The organism is Methylorubrum populi (assembly GCA_036946625.1).
Classification (GTDB): domain Bacteria; phylum Pseudomonadota; class Alphaproteobacteria; order Rhizobiales; family Beijerinckiaceae; genus Methylobacterium; species Methylobacterium populi_C.
Window position 1 is genome coordinate 750665 of sequence record JAQIIU010000003.1, and the last position, 18344, is coordinate 769008.

At 67.4% G+C, this 18344-nt stretch carries 15 protein-coding genes and 6 pseudogenes; 15 read left to right on the forward strand and 6 right to left on the reverse strand.

Annotation, left to right across the window (positions count from 1 at the left end):
- Positions 1–20 precede the first annotated feature (20 nt).
- A complete protein-coding gene (locus PGN25_14885) occupies positions 21–782 on the forward strand; it encodes an SDR family NAD(P)-dependent oxidoreductase (GenBank protein ID MEH3118835.1) in 762 nt (253 codons plus the stop codon).
- Positions 733–1938: an acyl-CoA dehydrogenase family protein gene (locus PGN25_14890; protein ID MEH3118836.1), complete on the forward strand. Its 1206-nt coding sequence runs from the start codon at positions 733–735 to the stop codon at positions 1936–1938. Before PGN25_14885 ends, PGN25_14890 begins: the two co-directional genes overlap by 50 nt.
- Positions 1939–2004: 66 nt before the next feature.
- Here the strand turns inward: PGN25_14890 and PGN25_14895 are convergent, their stop codons facing one another.
- On the reverse strand, positions 2005–2229 hold the full coding sequence (locus PGN25_14895) for a hypothetical protein (protein ID MEH3118837.1): 225 nt from the start codon (positions 2227–2229) through the stop codon (positions 2005–2007).
- 318 nt (positions 2230–2547) lie between these two features.
- Here PGN25_14895 and PGN25_14900 point away from each other — a divergent pair, with 318 nt between their 5' ends.
- The 3 genes and pseudogenes from PGN25_14900 to PGN25_14910 all read left to right on the forward strand — a co-directional run bounded on the left by PGN25_14900 (position 2548) and on the right by PGN25_14910 (position 4302).
- Entirely contained in the window at positions 2548–3576 is a 1029-nt protein-coding gene (locus tag PGN25_14900; protein MEH3118838.1) for a substrate-binding domain-containing protein, read from the forward strand.
- A gap of 57 nt (positions 3577–3633) precedes the next feature.
- Positions 3634–3952: pseudogene (locus tag PGN25_14905) on the forward strand (transposase).
- A gap of 77 nt (positions 3953–4029) precedes the next feature.
- Positions 4030–4302: pseudogene (locus tag PGN25_14910) on the forward strand (transposase).
- A gap of 271 nt (positions 4303–4573) precedes the next feature.
- Here the strand turns inward: PGN25_14910 and PGN25_14915 are convergent.
- A pseudogene (locus PGN25_14915) lies at positions 4574–4924 on the reverse strand (transposase).
- Between the two features lie 55 nt (positions 4925–4979).
- On the opposite strand from PGN25_14915, the gene PGN25_14920 reads away from it, so the two are divergent.
- The 3 genes and pseudogenes from PGN25_14920 (at position 4980) to PGN25_14930 (ending at position 8653) form a co-directional block, all read left to right on the forward strand.
- On the forward strand, positions 4980–6026 hold the full coding sequence (locus PGN25_14920) for an IS481 family transposase (protein MEH3118839.1): 1047 nt from the start codon (positions 4980–4982) through the stop codon (positions 6024–6026).
- Between the two features lie 1430 nt (positions 6027–7456).
- Positions 7457–7747 (forward strand): annotated as a pseudogene (locus PGN25_14925) (type 1 glutamine amidotransferase domain-containing protein).
- 213 nt (positions 7748–7960) lie between these two features.
- Positions 7961–8653 (forward strand): annotated as a pseudogene (locus PGN25_14930) (transposase).
- On the opposite strand, the gene PGN25_14935 reads toward PGN25_14930, so the two are convergent.
- Positions 8650–9642, reverse strand: a complete 993-nt coding sequence (locus PGN25_14935; protein ID MEH3118840.1) for an IS481 family transposase — start codon at positions 9640–9642, stop codon at positions 8650–8652. The pseudogene PGN25_14930 and the gene PGN25_14935 sit on opposite strands and share 4 nt — an antisense overlap.
- A gap of 28 nt (positions 9643–9670) precedes the next feature.
- On the opposite strand from PGN25_14935, the gene PGN25_14940 reads away from it, so the two are divergent.
- A complete protein-coding gene (locus tag PGN25_14940; protein MEH3118841.1) occupies positions 9671–11185 on the forward strand; it encodes an IS1182 family transposase in 1515 nt (504 codons plus the stop codon).
- Entirely contained in the window at positions 11077–11544 is a 468-nt protein-coding gene (locus tag PGN25_14945; protein MEH3118842.1) for a hypothetical protein, read from the forward strand. The genes PGN25_14940 and PGN25_14945 overlap by 109 nt, the downstream gene beginning before the upstream one ends.
- Before the next feature lie 51 nt (positions 11545–11595).
- Here the strand turns inward: PGN25_14945 and PGN25_14950 are convergent, their stop codons facing one another.
- Both PGN25_14950 and PGN25_14955 read right to left on the reverse strand, forming a co-directional pair.
- Entirely contained in the window at positions 11596–12162 is a 567-nt protein-coding gene (locus PGN25_14950; GenBank protein MEH3118843.1) for a recombinase family protein, read from the reverse strand.
- Between the two features lie 241 nt (positions 12163–12403).
- Positions 12404–13300 (reverse strand): LysR family transcriptional regulator, encoded by an 897-nt coding sequence (locus PGN25_14955; protein MEH3118844.1) that lies wholly within the window; start codon positions 13298–13300, stop codon positions 12404–12406.
- A 119-nt stretch (positions 13301–13419) separates the two neighbouring features.
- Here PGN25_14955 and PGN25_14960 point away from each other — a divergent pair, with 119 nt between their 5' ends.
- The 5 genes from PGN25_14960 to PGN25_14980 are packed head-to-tail and all read left to right on the forward strand — an operon-like array spanning position 13420 to position 17222.
- Entirely contained in the window at positions 13420–14367 is a 948-nt protein-coding gene (locus tag PGN25_14960) for a polysaccharide deacetylase family protein (GenBank protein MEH3118845.1), read from the forward strand.
- Between the two features lie 51 nt (positions 14368–14418).
- Complete coding sequence (locus PGN25_14965; protein ID MEH3118846.1) at positions 14419–15129, forward strand: SDR family oxidoreductase; 711 nt, start codon at positions 14419–14421, stop codon at positions 15127–15129.
- Between the two features lie 8 nt (positions 15130–15137).
- On the forward strand, positions 15138–15536 hold the full coding sequence (locus PGN25_14970) for a glyoxalase (GenBank protein ID MEH3118847.1): 399 nt from the start codon (positions 15138–15140) through the stop codon (positions 15534–15536).
- Positions 15533–16063 (forward strand): ester cyclase, encoded by a 531-nt coding sequence (locus tag PGN25_14975; protein MEH3118848.1) that lies wholly within the window; start codon positions 15533–15535, stop codon positions 16061–16063. Before PGN25_14970 ends, PGN25_14975 begins: the two co-directional genes overlap by 4 nt.
- A gap of 49 nt (positions 16064–16112) precedes the next feature.
- On the forward strand, positions 16113–17222 hold the full coding sequence (locus PGN25_14980) for an L-dopachrome tautomerase-related protein (protein ID MEH3118849.1): 1110 nt from the start codon (positions 16113–16115) through the stop codon (positions 17220–17222).
- Between the two features lie 40 nt (positions 17223–17262).
- On the opposite strand, the pseudogene PGN25_14985 reads toward PGN25_14980, so the two are convergent.
- A pseudogene (locus tag PGN25_14985) lies at positions 17263–18343 on the reverse strand (thiamine pyrophosphate-binding protein).
- Position 18344 lies beyond the last annotated feature (1 nt).

Below are 18344 nucleotides of genomic sequence, written 5' to 3' on the forward strand. Positions count from 1 at the left end.
TCCAGTATCCGGAGAATTTCGTGAAGGTCCAAGGTATCGCGGCGATCGTCACGGGCGCCGCTTCGGGATTGGGGGCGGCCACCGCCAGGGCCCTGGCGGGGGCGGGCGCCAGGGTCGCCCTCCTCGACCTGAACGGCGAGGCGGCCTCCGAGACCGCGAAGGAGATCGGCGGGATCGCGCTCGCCTGCGACGTCGCCGACGCGCAGAGCGCGAAGGCCGCGGTCGCGGCCGCGGCGGCCGAGCACGGGGTCGCGCGCATCCTGGTCAACTGTGCCGGAATCTGCCCCGCCGCGAAGGTGGTCGGCCGCGACGGGCCGGCCTCGCTCGACGCGTTCGCGCGCGTCGTCCAGATCAACCTGGTCGGCACGTTCAATCTGATCCGGCTCGCGGCGGCCGGGGCGGCCGGCCTCGAACCGCTGGAGGGCGGGGAACGCGGTGTCATCGTCTCGACGGCGTCGATCGCCGCCTACGAGGGCCAGATCGGCCAAGCGGCCTACGCGGCCTCGAAGGCCGGCGTCGTCGGCCTGACGCTGCCGGTCGCGCGCGAGCTCGCCCCGCTCGGGATCCGCGTCTGCGCGATCGCGCCGGGCATGTTCGAGACGCCGATGGTCCAGGGGCTCCCCGAGGAGGTGCAGAGCAGCCTCGGCGCAGCCGTACCCTTCCCGTCGCGGTTCGGACGCCCCGACGAGTACGCCCACCTCGTGATGGCCATCCTCGCCAACCCGATGCTCAATGGCGAGACCATCCGCATCGACGGCGCCCTCCGCATGCAGGCCCGATAGGAGCCGCCCGGTGCACACCGACGATCAGATCATGATCCGGGACGCCGCCCGAACCTTCGCGGCCGAGCGTCTGAAGCCCTTCTCGGCCGCTTGGGACCGGGAATCCCGCTTCCCGAGGGAGGCCCTCGCCGAGATGGGGGCCCTCGGCTTCATGGGCATGCTCGTGCCCGAGGAGTACGACGGTGCGGCCGTCGACCACGTCGCCTATGCCCTGGCCATCGAGGAGATCGCGGCCGGCGACGGCGCCGTCTCGACGATCATGAGCGTCCACAACTCGGTGGGCTGCATGCCGATCCTGAAGTTCGGCACCGAGGACCAGAAGCGGCGCTTCCTCCGGCCGCTGGCCCGCGGCGAGCACCTTGGCGCGTTCTGCCTGACGGAGCCGGGGGCCGGCTCCGACGCGGCGGCGCTGAGGACCCGCGCTCGCCGCAACGGGAACGGATGGGTGCTGACGGGGACCAAGCAGTTCATCACCTCGGGCAAGAACGCCGACGTGGCGATCGTCTTCGCGGTGACCGACCCGGGAGCCGGGCGGAAGGGTATCTCGGCCTTCATCGTTCCGACCGATACCCCTGGTTACACGGTGGCATCGCTCGAACACAAATTGGGGCAACGCTGCTCCGATACGGCGCAGATCGTCTTCGAGGACATGGCCCTGACGCCGGACCTCATGCTCGGTGCGGAAGGCGAGGGTTTGCGCATCGCGCTGGCCAACCTCGAAGGCGGGCGCATCGGCATCGCGGCGCAGTCCGTGGGTATGGCGCGCGCCGCCTTCGAGGCCGCCCTTCGCTACGCCGGCGAGCGCAAGACCTTCGACAAGCCCCTGACCGACCATCAGGCGGTCGCCTTCCGCCTCGCGGATATGGCGACGCAGATCGAGGCGGCTCGGCAACTGGTGCTGAACGCGGCCCGTCTGCGCGACGCCGGGCTGCCGTGCCACAAGGAAGCAGCGATGGCCAAGCTCTTCGCGTCCGAGATGGCGGAGCGGGTCTGCTCCGACGCCATCCAGATCCACGGCGGCTACGGCTACCTGGCCGATTACGGGATCGAGCAGATCTACCGTGATGTACGTGTGTGTCAGATCTACGAGGGGACCAGCGACATTCAACGCATAGTCATCAGTCGGACGCTCATAGATAACTCAGCTCGATCCTAGATTGCGAGCGGCAACGCTGGTTTGCGATTCTGGCTCGGCTCTTGGTACTTCGTAGAAAATCTCGCCTCACGTACAGGAAATCGTATTATTCGACAAAAGCACAGTTATGGCTTGCGAAGCGAGATCTCGCATGGAGCGCCCATCGGAAGAACTCAAGACGCTGATGATACGGAACTGTTCTATGGCGAGGCCATCCGATCGTAAAACGTCCGCCAGCTGCTCTTCGAGCTGACGATTGACGCTTGCGATCAAGTAGGCGAGCTGGTCTTCCATGCGGTCGAAACCGGTCACAGCATACTCTCTTCTGCAATGCCTCGACTCAGAATGATGCGGCAGCATGAAAGGAATACTTGGCGAGATAGCGCGCTCGAAGTTCGCCAAGAGGCGCCCGTCTCGGAGGAATCCATGTAGCACTACCCCAAAGGTCTATATCGATATAGATGGATTTTCAAGGTCATGGATGCTGCGGCCGGGCACCTGCCATCTGCGCCGTGCGAGGCTCTGGGTATGGTCTTTGCGTCCACAGCAATCCGCCGATACATTGAGCAGTCCGAGCGGTGATACCGAAGAGCGACCATCTTCATGCGGAGCACTTCGCTCAAGATCGGGATGTTGATCTCCCGATACGGCCCCTTGGGCATTTGGGCCCCGTCATGCGATGCATCCGCACTCATGGCGGTCGCCGAACTCAATGCGAGCGGCGGGCTGCTCGGGCGACAGATCGACATCGTGGTCGCGGACGCAGGACCGACTCATGCCAGTGCCGCTGAGGGGGCCAGCACGCTCATGGACTTGGAGGGTGTCGAGGCGATCGTGACCATGATCGATAGCTCGGCGCGTCGCTTCGTCCTCGAACAGACAAGATCCCGCGTACCCGTGATCTATACGCCCCAGTTCGAGGGCAGTGAGCCAGACCCCGGTGTCGTAGCGATCGGGGAGACGTCCGCTACCCTGATCGCGCATGGACTCAACTGGCTGATGGATCAGAAGCGGGCGGCCCGCTACTTTCTGGTCGGCAGCGACTATCTTTGGCCGCGTCGCTCCATCGCCATGGCCCGCTCCCTGATCGCCAATCGCGGGGGTAGCGTGATCGGAGAAGCTATCGTTCCGTTCGGCTATGACGCCTACGACCGCGTCATCGAACAGATTAGGACGCTGAGACCTGATGCAGTCATGTTTTGGCTTGCCGGCCAAGAGTCTGTCATGTTTAATAGAAAGTTCAGTCAACTCGGACTAAGCTCTAAAATCCTTCGTTTTTGCACCGCTGTTGAAGAAACTATCCTTTGCGCGATCGGGCCTGAGAACACGGAGAACTTATTTGTAGCATCATCCTATTTTTCTGGTCTACGCTCGCGGAACAACGATGCGTTTCTAGAACGGTACCACCAATCATTCGGATCTTCGCCGCCGCCTATTAATAGCTTCGGACAATCATTATACGAGGGCGTTCACTGTTTGGGCAGCCTTGCTCGCGCGGCGGAAGGGCTCCACCTTGTTCAACTCCGTAGGTATATTGGGAGGACGCCACAGACGAAAACCGCTCGCGGCAATGAAAAGCAGATTGCCGCAGCCACGACTGTTCATCCTATTCATCTCGCTGTCGCAGAAGGGTGCGATTTCCGCATCCTAACAGTATAGTCGTGCGCCTATGAGGCGCTCTTGATGCGTTTCGCTCGTCCGCCGCGAGGAGGGACGATGCTGAGCGAGGCGCAATGGACCGTGCTGGAGCTGCTGGTCGAGGCCTGTCGGCCGAAGGCGAAGACCCCGCCGCAGGACTTGCAGCGCACGCTCGCGGCCATCCTGTGGCGGCACCAGAACGGGGCCAAGTGGCGCGCCGTCCCGGAGGAACTGGGACCGTGGTGGCGCGCGGCACAGATCTTCATCCGTTGGGCGCGGGCGGGCGTGTGGGAGCGACTGCTCGCCCTGGTGCAGGAGCGCGGCGTCCGGCTCGGCATGGTGTTCCTCGACGGCACCACCGTGCACGCACCAGAAGGCGGCAGGCGCTGCCAAACGTATGGCCCGCCCTGACCTGACTGGCTGGCTTTGGACCGGGCTGATTGAGAGGATCAGCCGGGACCGGAGGAGTTGGGTATGAAGCGGGGTCAGAAGACGAGTGCCGAGCAAGTCGTGCTCAAGCTGCGCCAGATCGAGGTTCAGACTGCACAGGGCAAGAGCTTGGCGCTGGCGTGCAAGGAAGCGGAGATCTCCGAGCAGAGTGACTATCGCTGGCGCAAGGAGTACGGCGGCCTACAGATCGATCAAGCCAAGCGAATGAAAGAACTGGAGCGCGAAAACACACGCCTCCGTCGTTTGGTTGCAGACCTGTCCCTGGAGAAGCAGGTGCTGGCGGACGTCGCCGCGGGAAATTTCTTCTCTATTCGGGGTTCATCGGTCAACTCCGCTGCGTGCGCATCCCTATCCAGCGCGTGAACGGTCCTGCGGAGTTCTTGCTTCTCTCCGAGGTCGGCGCGGGCCGCCTCATGATGGGATCAGAGGGAGTGGGCGGAGCCATCTAAGCCGCGCGCTCGGCGGAACCGGCGCTCGAGTTTCCTCGGTCTCACCCTCTCCCGTCGTCCCCGCAGGGACCTCCTCCACGCCGGAGGAGCTCGATGTTACGTGGTGGCGTCGGTGGGCCTCAGGCCGCTGCCGTGGCCGACCAACGGAAGTCCGTCCCGTCGCGCCACATGCGGTGTAGCACGATCGCCAGCTTGCGGGCGACGGCCACGAGCGCCTTCTGCATGCCCCGGCGCTTGGCTACGGCCAGCCCCCACACCTTCAGCCACGACCACCGGCCGCGCGAGCCGGTCAGCAGTACGAGCGCGGCCTCGTAGAGCGCGGCGCGCATCATCCGATCCCCGCACTTCGAGATCCGCCCGACCCGCATCGTCTCGCCGGACTGGTAGAGCCGCGGCGTCAGGCCGTAATGCGCCCCGACGCACTGCGAGCGCCCGAACCGGGCCGGGTTGTCGACGCAGGTGCGGTAGGTGTTTGATCCCAGGGTTTGATGGTGCACTCTTCACGTTGGAGTGGAGGGACGCGCTATGGGCCAAGTTCTTCACGGCAGCGCCACCACGACGGAGGCAGTCCGTCGAGCGATCCAGCATAGTCAAGCGAGCCTGAGGGCGCTCTCGAAGCGCTACGGGATCAACCGGAAGACGGTCGCCAAGTGGCGGCAGCGGACCTCGGTCGCCGATCAGCGCACGGGTCCGAAGGATCCCCGCTCGACGGTGCTGTCACAGGAGGACGAGGCGGTCGTCGTCGCCTTTCGCCGCCATACGCTCCTGCCGTTGGACGACTGCCTCTACGCGCTCCAGGCGACGATCCCGCACCTGACCCGTTCGTCGCTGCATCGGTGCCTGCAGCGCCACGGCATCAGCCGACTGCCGGAGGTCGACGGTGACAAGCCCAAGCGGTCACGCTTCAAGACCTGCCCGCTCGGCTATTTCCACATCGATCTGGCCGAGGTTCACACAGCCGAAGGGCGACTCTACCTGCTCGTCGCTATCGACCGCACGACCAAGTTCGCCTTCGTTGAGCTCCACGAGAAGGCCACGCGGCGGGTCGCAGGTGACTTCCTCCGCCATCTCATCGAGGCCGTGCCTTACAAGGTGCACACGGTGCTCACCGACAACGGCACCCACTTCACCACGCCCGGCAACGTCGCCTCGGCCGCTTCCGTCATCAAGGAGGCGATTGTAGCCGGCGAGACCTTCCGAGCCCACAGCTTCGAACTTGCCTGCGCCCGCAACGATATCGACCATCGGCTGACCAAACCGCGCCACCCCTGGACGAACGGTCAGGTCGAGCGGATGAACCGCACGATCAAGGACGCGACGGTCAAGCGCTACCATTACGACAGCCACGCGCAACTCCGTGCGCACTTGGCCGACTTTGTCAGCGCCTACAACTTCGCACGCCGTTTGAAGACCCTGCGCGGCCTCACGCCCTACGAAGCCATCTGCAAGGCATGGTCCGCTGAGCCCGGCCGCTTCAGGTCAAACCCGCTCCACCAAATGCCGGGACCAAACACGGGTGGATCGGGACGTCCCGGAACCGCTTCGTCTTCACCGTGCAGGCCTCGGGGGTGATGCGGAACACCGGCACGCCACCCTCGTGACGCACGTCCTTGCGGCGCAACTGCGTGATCTTGCCCACCCGTGAGCCAGCCGAACAGCGCCTTCGCCGAGGCTACGTAGACGTCGCGGATGGTCTTGTTGCTGCGCCCTTCCGACCTGAGCCCGCCGACCCAGGCCGAGACGTCGTCCGGCGTGACCCGGGCAAGGTCGTCGTGACCCACGGATGCCGCCAACGTCGCCAGGGCTGGCCGCCACCGCTTCCGGGTGGAGGCCGAGAGTTTCGACTCGTCGGCGTACTTCGCGAACCATTCCTCCAGCGGCAGGACGACCGCCGCCGGCTTGTTGGTGGGCGCCTTGGGGAAGCGCCCGGCCAACGGGTCGGGGCTGAAATCCCCGACGAGGTACTTCTCGCTCTGCTCAACGGCCTGGAGGATCGCCTTGGCGATCGCGAACTCCAACCCGCCCCGCGTCTCCGGGTCGACGACCAGTCCCTTGCGCGCGAGGTGGGTGTCGATCTCGCCTCCGTAGAAGCGCAGGAACTCGTCGCGATTCTTCGGACTGCAATCCTTGATATAGCGTTCGATGACCCTGGCCGTCATCAGGTTGAAGAAGGGCGAGAACTGACCTGCTTGGAACTTGGGTATGAGGGCCTCGTAGACCTCGCCCGCGATGGCGTTGATCTCAAGGATGTTCAGCCGCCGGACGCCGGCCCGCAGGTTGGCCCAGCGTGCCTCGACCTGGGCGGCGTGCGCGGCGTGGCGGCGCTTGGCCTCGCCGACGTCCTTCGTCCCGAGGCTCGCCTTCTCCTCGCGTCGACCGACGAGGGCCAGCAGGTCCTTCGGGACCCTCTTGCGGAACCAGAAGACGCCCGTCTTCGGATGGGGCCAGGGACGCGACATCGCCAGAACCACGTGTGTACCACCGGGCGGCCGCGAAGTCGCTGTTTCCCTTGGATAAGTCTGAAAAATAAGGCTTTTCAGGCTGAATGGCGGAGAGGGGGGGGATAATCCGCCAGATAATGCCAAGCTATGGCGCCGAGATGTCCGATGGCCCGCGTCGCACCCGCGTCGGCTACGTTGACGTGTATGTGGCTCGCGACCGCGAACTTGGCAAGGTTCTAAATCTGAGCCTTGAAGGTGCCTCCATTTTCGGCGATTAAGCCAGCTTTTCGGGATCTGTCCGGTCGCTACATCGCAGGGCCAGCTCACCGACCGCCTCGGTCCCCCGGTCGAATGGTCGGCCTCGTTCTCACCGGCCTCGCCCTGGTGCCGATAGCGATCGAACTCTGACACGTTTCGTCGCCCCTATCGTGCGCCGGGGGCGATCGACCGGGACGAGGCGCTGATCGACATCGAGCAGGAAACGCCGGTCGCTCGCGGTCGCGACCTTCTCGTCGCGTCCAGGACGGTCTCGGTGAGCCGACCGGCCTCTGGTTCGAGGAACTGGCCGCGCCCTACTACACCTTCGCAGACGCAGGTGCCGCCGTGACGCTGGCCTCGATCGCGGGCGGGCCGGCTCCCGTCGATCCGCGCTCGCTTAAGCCGAAGGGCGAGAATGGGCCGAGTGTCGAGCGCTTCCTAGCCGACGCCTCCGCCTCGGCGGCGCTGGCGGCGACCAAACCGCTCTCGGAAATGCAGGCGGAGGACTACGCAGCGGTCTTCCTGCCGGGCGGTCACGGCACGATGTGGGATCTGCCCGGGAGTGACGCTCTGGCGGCGCTGCTCGCCACGACCTGGGCGACGGGCAAGGTCGTCGCGGCCGTCTGCCATGGGCCAGCGGGGCTGGCCGAGCGCGCGGCAGGCCCGACGCTCGGAGATGTCCATCGTCAGCATCACGTGCTCGACACAGGCGCGTCGGTGCGCGGGGCTCAGATGGGGTATTCGGGGTGCCCGGCGCGGCGGAAGCGGCGGCATGATGGCGCTTCGATCCAACCTCGGAGCCCTACCATGGACCAACAGCACAACGTCGGCCTCGATGTCTCCGTGAAGGAGACGGCGATCTGCGTCGTCGATCCGCACGGCAAGGTCGTGCACCGCGCCACCGTCGAGAGCCACCCCGAGGTGATCGGCCGGCACCTTGTCGACCTCGGCCATACTTTCGCACGGGTCGGCCTGGAGGCGGGACCGCTCTCGCCGTGGCTCTACGCCGGCCTGGTCGAGGTCGGGCTGCCGGCGATCTGCGTTGAGACCCGTCACATGCACGCCGCCCTCTCGGCGCGCATCAACAAGACCGACCGCAACGACGCCCTGGGCATCGCGCAGATGATGCGGGTCGGGCTGTTCAAGCCCGTCCACGTCAAGACGCCCGCCAGCCAGCAACGCCGCCTGCTCCTGACCTCGCGCAAGCTTCTGCAACGCAAGGCCTATGACATCGAGAGCGACCTGCGCGGCCAGCTGCGCAACTTCGGCCTCAAGGTCGGCGTCGTCGGGGCGGTGGGCTTCGAGCAGCGTGTGCGCGACCTCGTGTTCGACCTACCCTTCGTCGCGGCCGTGGTCTTGCTTCTGCTGGATGCGCGCTCGGCGCTGCGGACCCAACTGGCCAAGCTGCACAAGATGCTGCTGGAGCAGGTCCGCACCGATCCGGTCTGCCGGCGGCTGATGACCGCGCCCGGGGTCGGGCCGGTCGTGGCGCTGACCTACCTGTTTGGTCCCGGCATTTGGTGGAGCGGGTTTGACCTGAAGCGGCCGGGCTCAGCGGACCATGCCTTGCAGATGGCTTCGTAGGGCGTGAGGCCGCGCAGGGTCTTCAAACGGCGTGCGAAGTTGTAGGCGCTGACAAAGTCGGCCAAGTGCGCACGGAGTTGCGCGTGGCTGTCGTAATGGTAGCGCTTGACCGTCGCGTCCTTGATCGTGCGGTTCATCCGCTCGACCTGACCGTTCGTCCAGGGGTGGCGCGGTTTGGTCAGCCGATGGTCGATATCGTTGCGGGCGCAGGCAAGTTCGAAGCTGTGGGCTCGGAAGGTCTCGCCGGCTACAATCGCCTCCTTGATGACGGAAGCGGCCGAGGCGACGTTGCCGGGCGTGGTGAAGTGGGTGCCGTTGTCGGTGAGCACCGTGTGCACCTTGTAAGGCACGGCCTCGATGAGATGGCGGAGGAAGTCACCTGCGACCCGCCGCGTGGCCTTCTCGTGGAGCTCAACGAAGGCGAACTTGGTCGTGCGGTCGATAGCGACGAGCAGGTAGAGTCGCCCTTCGGCTGTGTGAACCTCGGCCAGATCGATGTGGAAATAGCCGAGCGGGCAGGTCTTGAAGCGTGACCGCTTGGGCTTGTCACCGTCGACCTCCGGCAGTCGGCTGATGCCGTGGCGCTGCAGGCACCGATGCAGCGACGAACGGGTCAGGTGCGGGATCGTCGCCTGGAGCGCGTAGAGGCAGTCGTCCAACGGCAGGAGCGTATGGCGGCGAAAGGCGACGACGACCGCCTCGTCCTCCTGTGACAGCACCGTCGAGCGGGGATCCTTCGGACCCGTGCGCTGATCGGCGACCGAGGTCCGCTGCCGCCACTTGGCGACCGTCTTCCGGTTGATCCCGTAGCGCTTCGAGAGCGCCCTCAGGCTCGCTTGACTATGCTGGATCGCTCGACGGACTGCCTCCGTCGTGGTGGCGCTGCCGTGAAGAACTTGGCCCATAGCGCGTCCCTCCACTCCAACGTGAAGAGTGCACCATCAAACCCTGGGATCAAACAGTCTTGCGCCCTGGCGGCTGGCCCTGGTCACGGTCCTCCAGTTCTCCGAGCACCTGAGCGACCGTCAAGCGGCCGACGCCGTACGTGCACGCATCGACTGGAAGTACGCGCTCGGTCTCGAATTGACCGATCCGGGCTTCCACTTCAGCGTGCTGACCGAGTTCCGTGCCCGTCTCATTGCCGGCGGCGGCGAGCAGTTGCTGCTGGACCGGATGCTCGCCCGCTTCAAGGCTCGGGGGCTGGTCAAAGCGCGCGGCAAGCAGCGCACCGACAGCACGCACGTGCTGGCTGCCGTTCACGATCTGCACCTCCTTGAACTGGTCGCCGAGACCCTGCGCGCTGCGCTCGACGATCTCGCTGCCGTCGCTCCGGACTGGCTGCGCGGCATCGCTCGACCGGTCTGGTTCGAGCGCTATGGACGCCGGGTGGAGGACTATCGCCTGCCCAGGGCTCGGACGGAACGCGAGGCACTCGCTCTTGCGATCGGTACGGACGGGTTTGCCCTACTCGAAGCGCTGGACGCGCCGGCGGCACCGCCTGAGGTGCGGGCCGTGCCGATGGTGGGAACGCTGCGCGATGTATGGCGAGTGCATTATGCCCGCGAGGGAAGCGGGCCGCCACGGTGGCGCAGCGGCGCCGAGTTGCCGCCGGTCGGCGAGCGACTGCAGTCTCCCTACGACCCGGAGGTCCACTACAGCACCAAGCGGCAGATGGAATGGTCGGGTTACAAGGTACACGTCACCGAAGTCTGCGATGCGGACGCGGCCCATCTGATCACAAACGTGATGACCTGTCCGGCGATGCAGCCGGACATGGCGAGCACGGCCGCGATCCACGAGCAGCTGGCGGCAAAGAACCTTCTGCCGGCCGAGCACTTCGTGGATGCCGGCTACGTCGATGCGGGACTGCTGGTCGGTAGCCGACGCGACCATGACGTCGCGTTGGAAGGGCCGGTCCGCGCCATGCCGAGGCGGGCGACGCAGGCTGAGCAGACCTATGAACAGCGCCACTTCGCAATCGACTGGGAAGGCGAGCGGGTCACCTGTCCCCAGGGCAAGACGTCAGTGACGTGGCGCGCTACCCGCGACGAGGTCGGTGCCCCGCGCTTCCAGGCGGTGTTCAGCCGGACCGATTGCGGCGCCTGCGCGACGCGAGCGCTTTGCACCGCGTCGAAGGAGGCGCGCCGCTCCGTCTACTTCCTGCCGCGCCCGGAATACGAGGCGCTGAACGCCGCTCGAGACCGGATGCAGGATCCAGCCTGGAAGCAGCGGTATCGCATCCGCGCCGGGATCGAAGGCACGCTCTCGCAGGGCGTGCGGGCCTTCGGACTACGCAGGAGCCGATACATCGGCCAAGCCAGGACCGGACTGCAGCAGGTGTGCGTGGCCGCAGCGATGAACGCCGCGCGGGTCGTACACTGGTTGGCGGCAGTGCCGCGAGCCAGGACGCGCACGACACGCTTCGCAGCCTTGGCACAGGCCGCCTGATTCGCCGACAGTATCAGAAGAAGATCGAGAAACTGTTCAAGGACGATCCTGAACTCGCCAAAGAGTTCAAGGATGTCGCCGGACTCAACGCCATGAAGGCGGCCCAGAAAGCGCTCGAGGCTTTCGCGAAGGAGAAGAAGGACACCAGGAACGACGACGAGCGCGACGCGGCCTACGGCCGCTATACCGCGCGCCTCATGAAGTCGCAGGAGCTGTCGGGAACGATGACACTGAACGACGGGAAGCTTCGCTCGGCCAGTGTTGACTTCATGGAGAAGGCGGTGGGTGAGATTAAAGCACCGGAAGCCAGCACGAAGGCGCAGCAGGTGACCGGTCAGCAAATCTCACGCTCGGTGTGAGTTGGAGTGTTGCGTCGGCTACGGGCCGATGCAGCTTGAACCGTGGCGTGCCTACGGCTCGGCCGGAACTCTCTCACCAAGCGCGCGATAGACGCTGGTCCTCGAAACGCCGAGTTGGCGGGCGATGGCCGCCGGCCCCTCCCCCGCAGCGTGACGCCGACGGATCTCCGCGTCGGGGACTGTCTTCGCCCGCCCCTTCCCCGCATAGACGCCGGCGGCCTTCGCCGCCTCGATGCCCGTGCGCTGCCGCGCCAGGATGAACTTGCGCTCCATCTCGGCCACCATGCCGAGCACGGTCACGACGATCCGACCGACGTCGCCCCCGGTGGTCAGCTCCGGATCGAGGATACGCAGCGAGGTTCCCTTCTGATCGAGTTCGTGCACGAGGTTGAGCACGTCTCGGGTCGAGCGGCCAAGCCGGTCGAGGCGGACGACTACCAGCTCGTCGCCCTTGCGCAGGAACTGCATCACCGTTGCGAGCTCCGGCCGATCGTCGGCCGACTTGCCCGACATCTTTTCCGAGCGGATCACCTCGCAGCCGGCCGCCTTGAGCTTGGCGAGCTGGATGGTGAGGTCTTGGTCGATGGAGGAGACGCGGGCGTAGCCGAAACGTGGCATTCAGAGCTCGAAAACGTACCAAAAGGGTGGCTTGCGCCGGCAGGGCGTACCATAAATCGAAACCGGCCGTTTTGGCACGGGCCGGCGGCGTACCACCTCAGCGCACCGAAACGGTATACCCTCAGACGCTCAATTGCCTCAGAAGGGATAGGTTGTGGTCTTTGCATCGACTACAGCACGCAAGGGTCAGTTTGTGCCGATCGTCATCAATCAACGATTTTTGTCGGATATAATATCAGTATTATTGCCGACCTATTTTCCGCAAATGTTCCGTCAACGCCTCGATAAAGAGGCGCAGCTTGACGGACATCTGACGCTTGGACGGAAACAGCACGTGGATCGGCATCGGGGCGCTGGCGAAACCCGGCAGCACACGCTCCAGGCGACCGAGCGCGAGATCCTCCGCCACGTCGACCTCCGACCGGAGCGTGACGCCATGACCGGCGACCGCCCAGTCGTGCACCGCGTCGCCGCTGTCGCAGCGTAGGCGCGTCCGCGGCGCGATCTCGACCGTCTGCCCATCGGGACCGATCACACGCCAGGGCTCGTCGCTCGCGCCGTAGCGCAACGCGGTCAGGCGGCACAGGTCCTCCGGCGTCGCGGGACGTCCCTGCCGGTCGAGGCAGGCGGGCGCGGCGACCAGGATGCGCCGGTTCTCGGCGAGCCGCCGCATCGTCATCGCGCTGTCCTGCGGCACGCCGATCCGCACCGCGGCATCGAGGCGATCGTCGATCAGGTTGCCGACCCGATCGTCGAGGCGCAGGTTGACCGACAGTCGCGAATGAAGCGCTGCCAGCCGCCCGAGCACGGGCGCCACGTGGCGGCGCCCGAACGAGACCGGCGCACCGACGCGCAGGGTCCCGACTGGTTCGTCACGTCCGGTCGCGAGGCGCTCCTCGGCGGTGGCCAGCGCATCGAGTACGCGTTCGGCATGGGCGCGGAGTTCCTCGCCTGCCTCGGTGGCCGAGAGGCTGCGCGTCGTACGCTGGATCAGGCGCACGCCGACGCGTCGCTCCAGGCTCGCCAGCCGCTTGCTGACGACAGCGAGCGTCACGCCGAGGTCGCGGGCGGCGGCGGACAGGCTGCCGAGCGCGAGGATGCGCTCGAAGGTACGTAGCTCGTTCAGGTCGTCCAGCACATTCTCAACTCGTGGGCGAGGCTATCTATAAAGAAAGCGCGCTTATCTCTCAGACCGCAAGAGCGCATGTTCCGGCCATGACGCAGCGCGCAGCCGCCCCGACCCGACGAACCCTTCTGATGTCGGGCATCGCCGCGGCGGCCTGCGCCGTCTCGCATCCGGAGATTTCCATGGCGGACGAATCCGCATTCTGGCCGAACGGCGCCCGCCTCGCGGTCAGCTTCTCGCTGATGTTCGAGGGCGGCGGACAGCCGATCTCAGGGGCGGGCGGCGTCATCCCGGATCCCATCGAGAAGGGACTGCCGGACCTGCCCACCAACGCCTTCTTCCAGTACGGCGTCTACGAGGGCATCCCGCGCCTCCTCGACCTGTTCGACCGGCATCAGGTGAAGATGTCGTCCTTCATGATCGGGCGCGCCGTCGACAAGGCGCCCGACCTCGCGCGGGAGATCGTGCGGCGCGGCCACGAGGCCGCCGCCCACGGGCGGACCTGGGAGAACTCGTACAGTCTAGCCCCCGAGGCCGAGCGCGCCTTCATCAGTGACAGCGTCGCCAGCATCGAGCGCGCGACGGGGCAGCGGCCGGTGGGCTGGAACGCGTACTGGATGCGCAACTCGGCCCACACCCTCGACATCCTGCAGGGGCTCGGCTTCCGCTACCACATCGACGAGCCGAGCCGGGACGAGCCGTTCATCGTGCCGCTGAAGGGCGGCGACTTCGTCACCGTCCCCTACACCTTCCACATGAACGACATCGTGTCGTTCCCCTTCGTGGGCTGGAACCCCGCCGCCTACGAGCAGGCGCTACGGGACGAGTTCGACCAGCTCTACGAGGAGGGCGCGCACCGCCGCCGGATGATGGTGGTGAGCCTGCACGACCGCATCTCCGGCCACGCCGCCCGGGTACGCGCGCTCGACCGTTTCCTCGCCTACGCCCGCTCGAAGCCCGGCGTCTGGTTCGCGCGCAAGGACGCGATCGCCGACTGGGCGCTGAAGGCCCGTGAGGCCACGCCCGTCATCGTCCGCGGCGCACCCGCCGAGACCGGCCTGCCGGGCTCCGCCGGCTGATCGGACGCCCTCGCCTGGGCGGAGAGGAACACGAGGACAAGGAGACATCGCATGCCTATCGATCTGAACGGACGGAGCGTGCTCGTCGTCGGTGCGGGCGGCGGCATCGGCCGGGCGACGGCGCAAGCCTTCGCGCAGGGCGGTGCCCGCGTCGTGGCGGCGGGGCGACCGGGCGCGAAGCTCGACGATGCGGTGCGAGCCGCAGGCGACCGAGCGGCCGCCCTCGACTTCACCGACGACGCGGCCGTCGCGGCGTTTTTCGCGGACCGCGAGCCGTTCGACCACGTGGTCGTGGCGGCGGCCTCGACGAAGACCGGGCCGGTCGGGGGGCTCGCGCTCGCGGATGCCCGAGCCTCGATGGACTCGAAATTCTTCGGCGCCTACCGGATCGCCCGGTCGGCGAAGATCCGCGACGGCGGCTCGCTCACCTTCGTGTCGGGCTTCCTCTCGACCCGGCCGAGCGCGACCTCCGTGCTCCAGGGCGCGATCAACGCCGCCCTCGAAGCCCTCGCGCGCGGCCTCGCCCTGGAACGGGCGCCGGTGCGGGTCAACACCGTCTCGCCGGGCCTCATCGACACGCCGCTCTATGCCGGCATGCGGTCGGAGGATCGGCAGGCGATGTTCGCGCGGGCCGCCGGGCGGCTGCCGGCCGGCCGTGTCGGAGCGCCCGAGGACATCGCCCAGGCCATCCTGTTCGTGGCGACCAATCCCTTCGTCACCGGCTCGACCGTCACCGTCGACGGCGGCGGCACCATCGCCTGAGCGCCCCGATGCGCCTCGACCACGCCACCCTGCGCACCCGCGACCTGTCGGGCCTGCGCCGCTTCTTCGAGGACGTGTTCGATCTTCGGGACGGCTTCCGCCCGGCCTTCGGCTTTCCCGGCCACTGGCTCTACGCGGGCGACGAACCCCTCGTGCATCTCATCCCGGTGCGACCCGATGCGCCCGATCCGGAGCGCGGGGGCGAGAGCATCGATCACATCGCCTTCCTGCGCGGCGACCACGATGCGTTCCGCGGGCGGCTCAACGCCCGCGGCATCCCCTACAGCCGCATGGAGCTGCCCGAGATCGGCGAGCGCCGCGTGTTCCTGCATGCGCCCGGCCGCACGCTGATCGAGGTCGCCTTCCGCGACCTGAACACGATCCGAACCGGAGAGACCGCCCGATGATCCCGCCGTTCCGCTCCCTCGCCGCGGCCGCGCTGCTCGCGGCCTCGCCCGCAGCCGCCGAGACGCTCGTCGCGCCCGACGTGCTGACCGTCGATCCCGGCCTGCCGCCGACGCAGCGCGAGGCGGTGGTGCTCGCGGCCCGGCGCTACGCCACCTTCTGGAACACCGGCGACCCGGCCTACGCGCGGGCGGCGCTCGCCGAGACCTTCGTGGACGAGACGCTGCCGCCCGGTCGCGTGCAGGGACCGGCCGGGCCGCTCCTCGCCTCCGAGGGTTTTCGCAAGGCGGTGCCGGACCTGACCTGCGAGATCGTGCAGATGATCGTGGCGGGCGACCGGGCGGTGCTGCATCTGCGCTTCCGCGGCCACTTCACCGGCACCTTCGAGGGGAAGCAGGGCCGGGGTCAGCCGGTCGCGTTCATCGCCACCGACATCTATCGGGTGGCCGACGGGCGCATCGCCGCCAACTGGCACATCGAGGACAACCTCACGCTCCTGCGCCAGCTCGGCGCCGTCCCGGCGCCCTAGAAGCATAGCGCGCTTCCAAAACGACGAACCGCTCACGGGAGACAGTCTCATGCCCTCTCCGCGCCGCTCCCTCGCCGCGGCTCTCATCCTCTCGGCGATCTTCGCGGGCCCGGGCCGTGCCCTGGCCGCGGAGGATCCCCGCCTCGCGGCGGCGATGAGCCTCGACGTGCCCTCGACCGGCGTGAGCATCGCGCCGGACGGGCGCCGCTTCCTGGTGCTCGCCCGGCTCGACGGCTCGGGCGGCCCGCAGGTCGTGGAATGGAAGGACGGCGCGCTCGTCCCCTATCCGGATGCCGCGTGGAACGGCTGGTCGAAGGGCCGTGATCCGGCAGGCGGCTTCGTGCGGGTCAACGCCCAGCGCATCGGCCCGGACGGGGCGCTCTGGCTCGTCGACACCGGCGCCCCCGGCATCGGCAATCCGGTCCTTGCGGGCGGCCCGAAGCTGATCCGCGTCGATCTCGCAACGAACCGCGTCGCGCGCGTCTATCCGCTCGCCGCCGCGACGAAGGCGGACAGCTTCGTCGACGACGTCCGCTTCAACGGCGCCCACGCCTACCTCACCGATGCGGGCGCGCCGGGCCTGATCGTGCTCGATCTCGCATCGGGGCAAGCGCGCCGCGTCCTCGATCGCCATCCCTCGACGTTGAGCGACCGCCCCGTCTCGGCCGAGGGCAAGCCGATGCACGGTCCCGACGGCAAGCCGCTGCATATCCACGCCGACCAGCTCGAGGTCTCGCCGGACGGGCGCTGGTTCTACTACCAGCCGAGCTCGGGACGGATGTCGCGGATCGAGACCCGCTACCTCGACGACCCGTCGCTCCCCGACGCGGAGCTCGCCAGGCATGTCGAGCCCTTCGCCGACACCCCCTCGACCGGGGGGACCGCCATCGACGCGGCCGGCAACCTCTACGTCAGCGACACCGACCGGCTCGCGGTCCTGAAGGTCGCGCGCGACGGCGCGACCACGACGCTGGTGCAGGATCCGCGCCTCGTCTGGGTCGACGCGATGTGGATCGATGCGCAGGGCCGCCTGTGGCTGCCGGCGGCCCAGCTCGACCGGATGGCGCCGTTCAACGACGGCAAGGACCGCGTCGAGCGGCCGATCCGGGTCTTCACCCTCGACATCGGCGCGCGGCCCGCGCCGAACGACCATCGCTGAACCGGAGGCTGCCATGACCCGCGACGACGGCACCGTGCAGCCGGCCGCCGGGCCGGCCGTCCGCCAGCTTGTCGAGGTCGGCGCGGGCCTGCTTGTAGTGAGCGACCGAGGCGGACAGGTGCGCTTCGTCTCGACTGCCCGCGATCCTCGGCAGCAGGGCTGCCAGCGCGTGCTTCACGTCGCCGATCAGGCCCTGCTCCACCGGCACCCGGCGGCCGATGCTCTCGGGGCGGATGTCGATCTGCGCGATGCGCGCATCCTTCGGGTAGAACTGGCGATAGGGGAAGTCCGTGCCGAGCATCAGCAGGGCGTCGCAAGCCCCCATCGCGTAGTAGCCCGAGGAGAAGCCGATCAGGCCGGTCATGCCGACATCGTAGGGGTTGTCCCACTCGATGTGCTCCTTGCCGCGCATCGCGTGGACGATCGATGCCTTGAGGGCCGCGGCCAGCGCCACGACCTCGTCGTGCGCCCCCTCGACGCCGCCGCCGCAGAGCAGCGTGACGCGCTGCGACTCGTTCAGGAGGGCCGCGAGGCGGTCGAGGGCGTCGTCCGGCGGCACGACGGCCGGCGCAGGCGGCAGCATGCCCAGCCTCTGCGGCGCCGGCGCGTCCGCCGCCTCCTTCAGCGCCACGTCGCCCGGGATCACGATCACCGACACGCAGCGTTCCGCCACCGACCTGCGGATCGCCTGCTCCAGCACGCGCGGCATCTGCGCCGGGCTGGACACCAGCTCGCAATAGCTCGAGCACTCCCGGAAGAGCTGATCGGGATGGGTCTCCTGGAAGTAGCCCGAGCCGATCTCCGCGGAGGGGATATGCGCGGCGATGGCGAGCACCGACACGCGCGAGCGATGCGCGTCGTAGAGGCCGTTGATGAGGTGCAGGTTGCCGGGCCCGCAGGACCCGGCGCAGACGGCGAGCTGCCCGGTCGCGTGGGCGTCGCCCGCCGCGGCGAAGGCGGCGACCTCCTCGTGGCGGACATGCAGCCACTCGATTCGCGCCGCGCGCGCGGATCGCCTCGGTGATGCCGTTCAGGCTGTCGCCGACCACGCCGTAGATCCGGCGGACGCCCACCGCCTCCGGCGTCTCGACGAACTGCTCTGCCACGTTGCGCGCTATCATT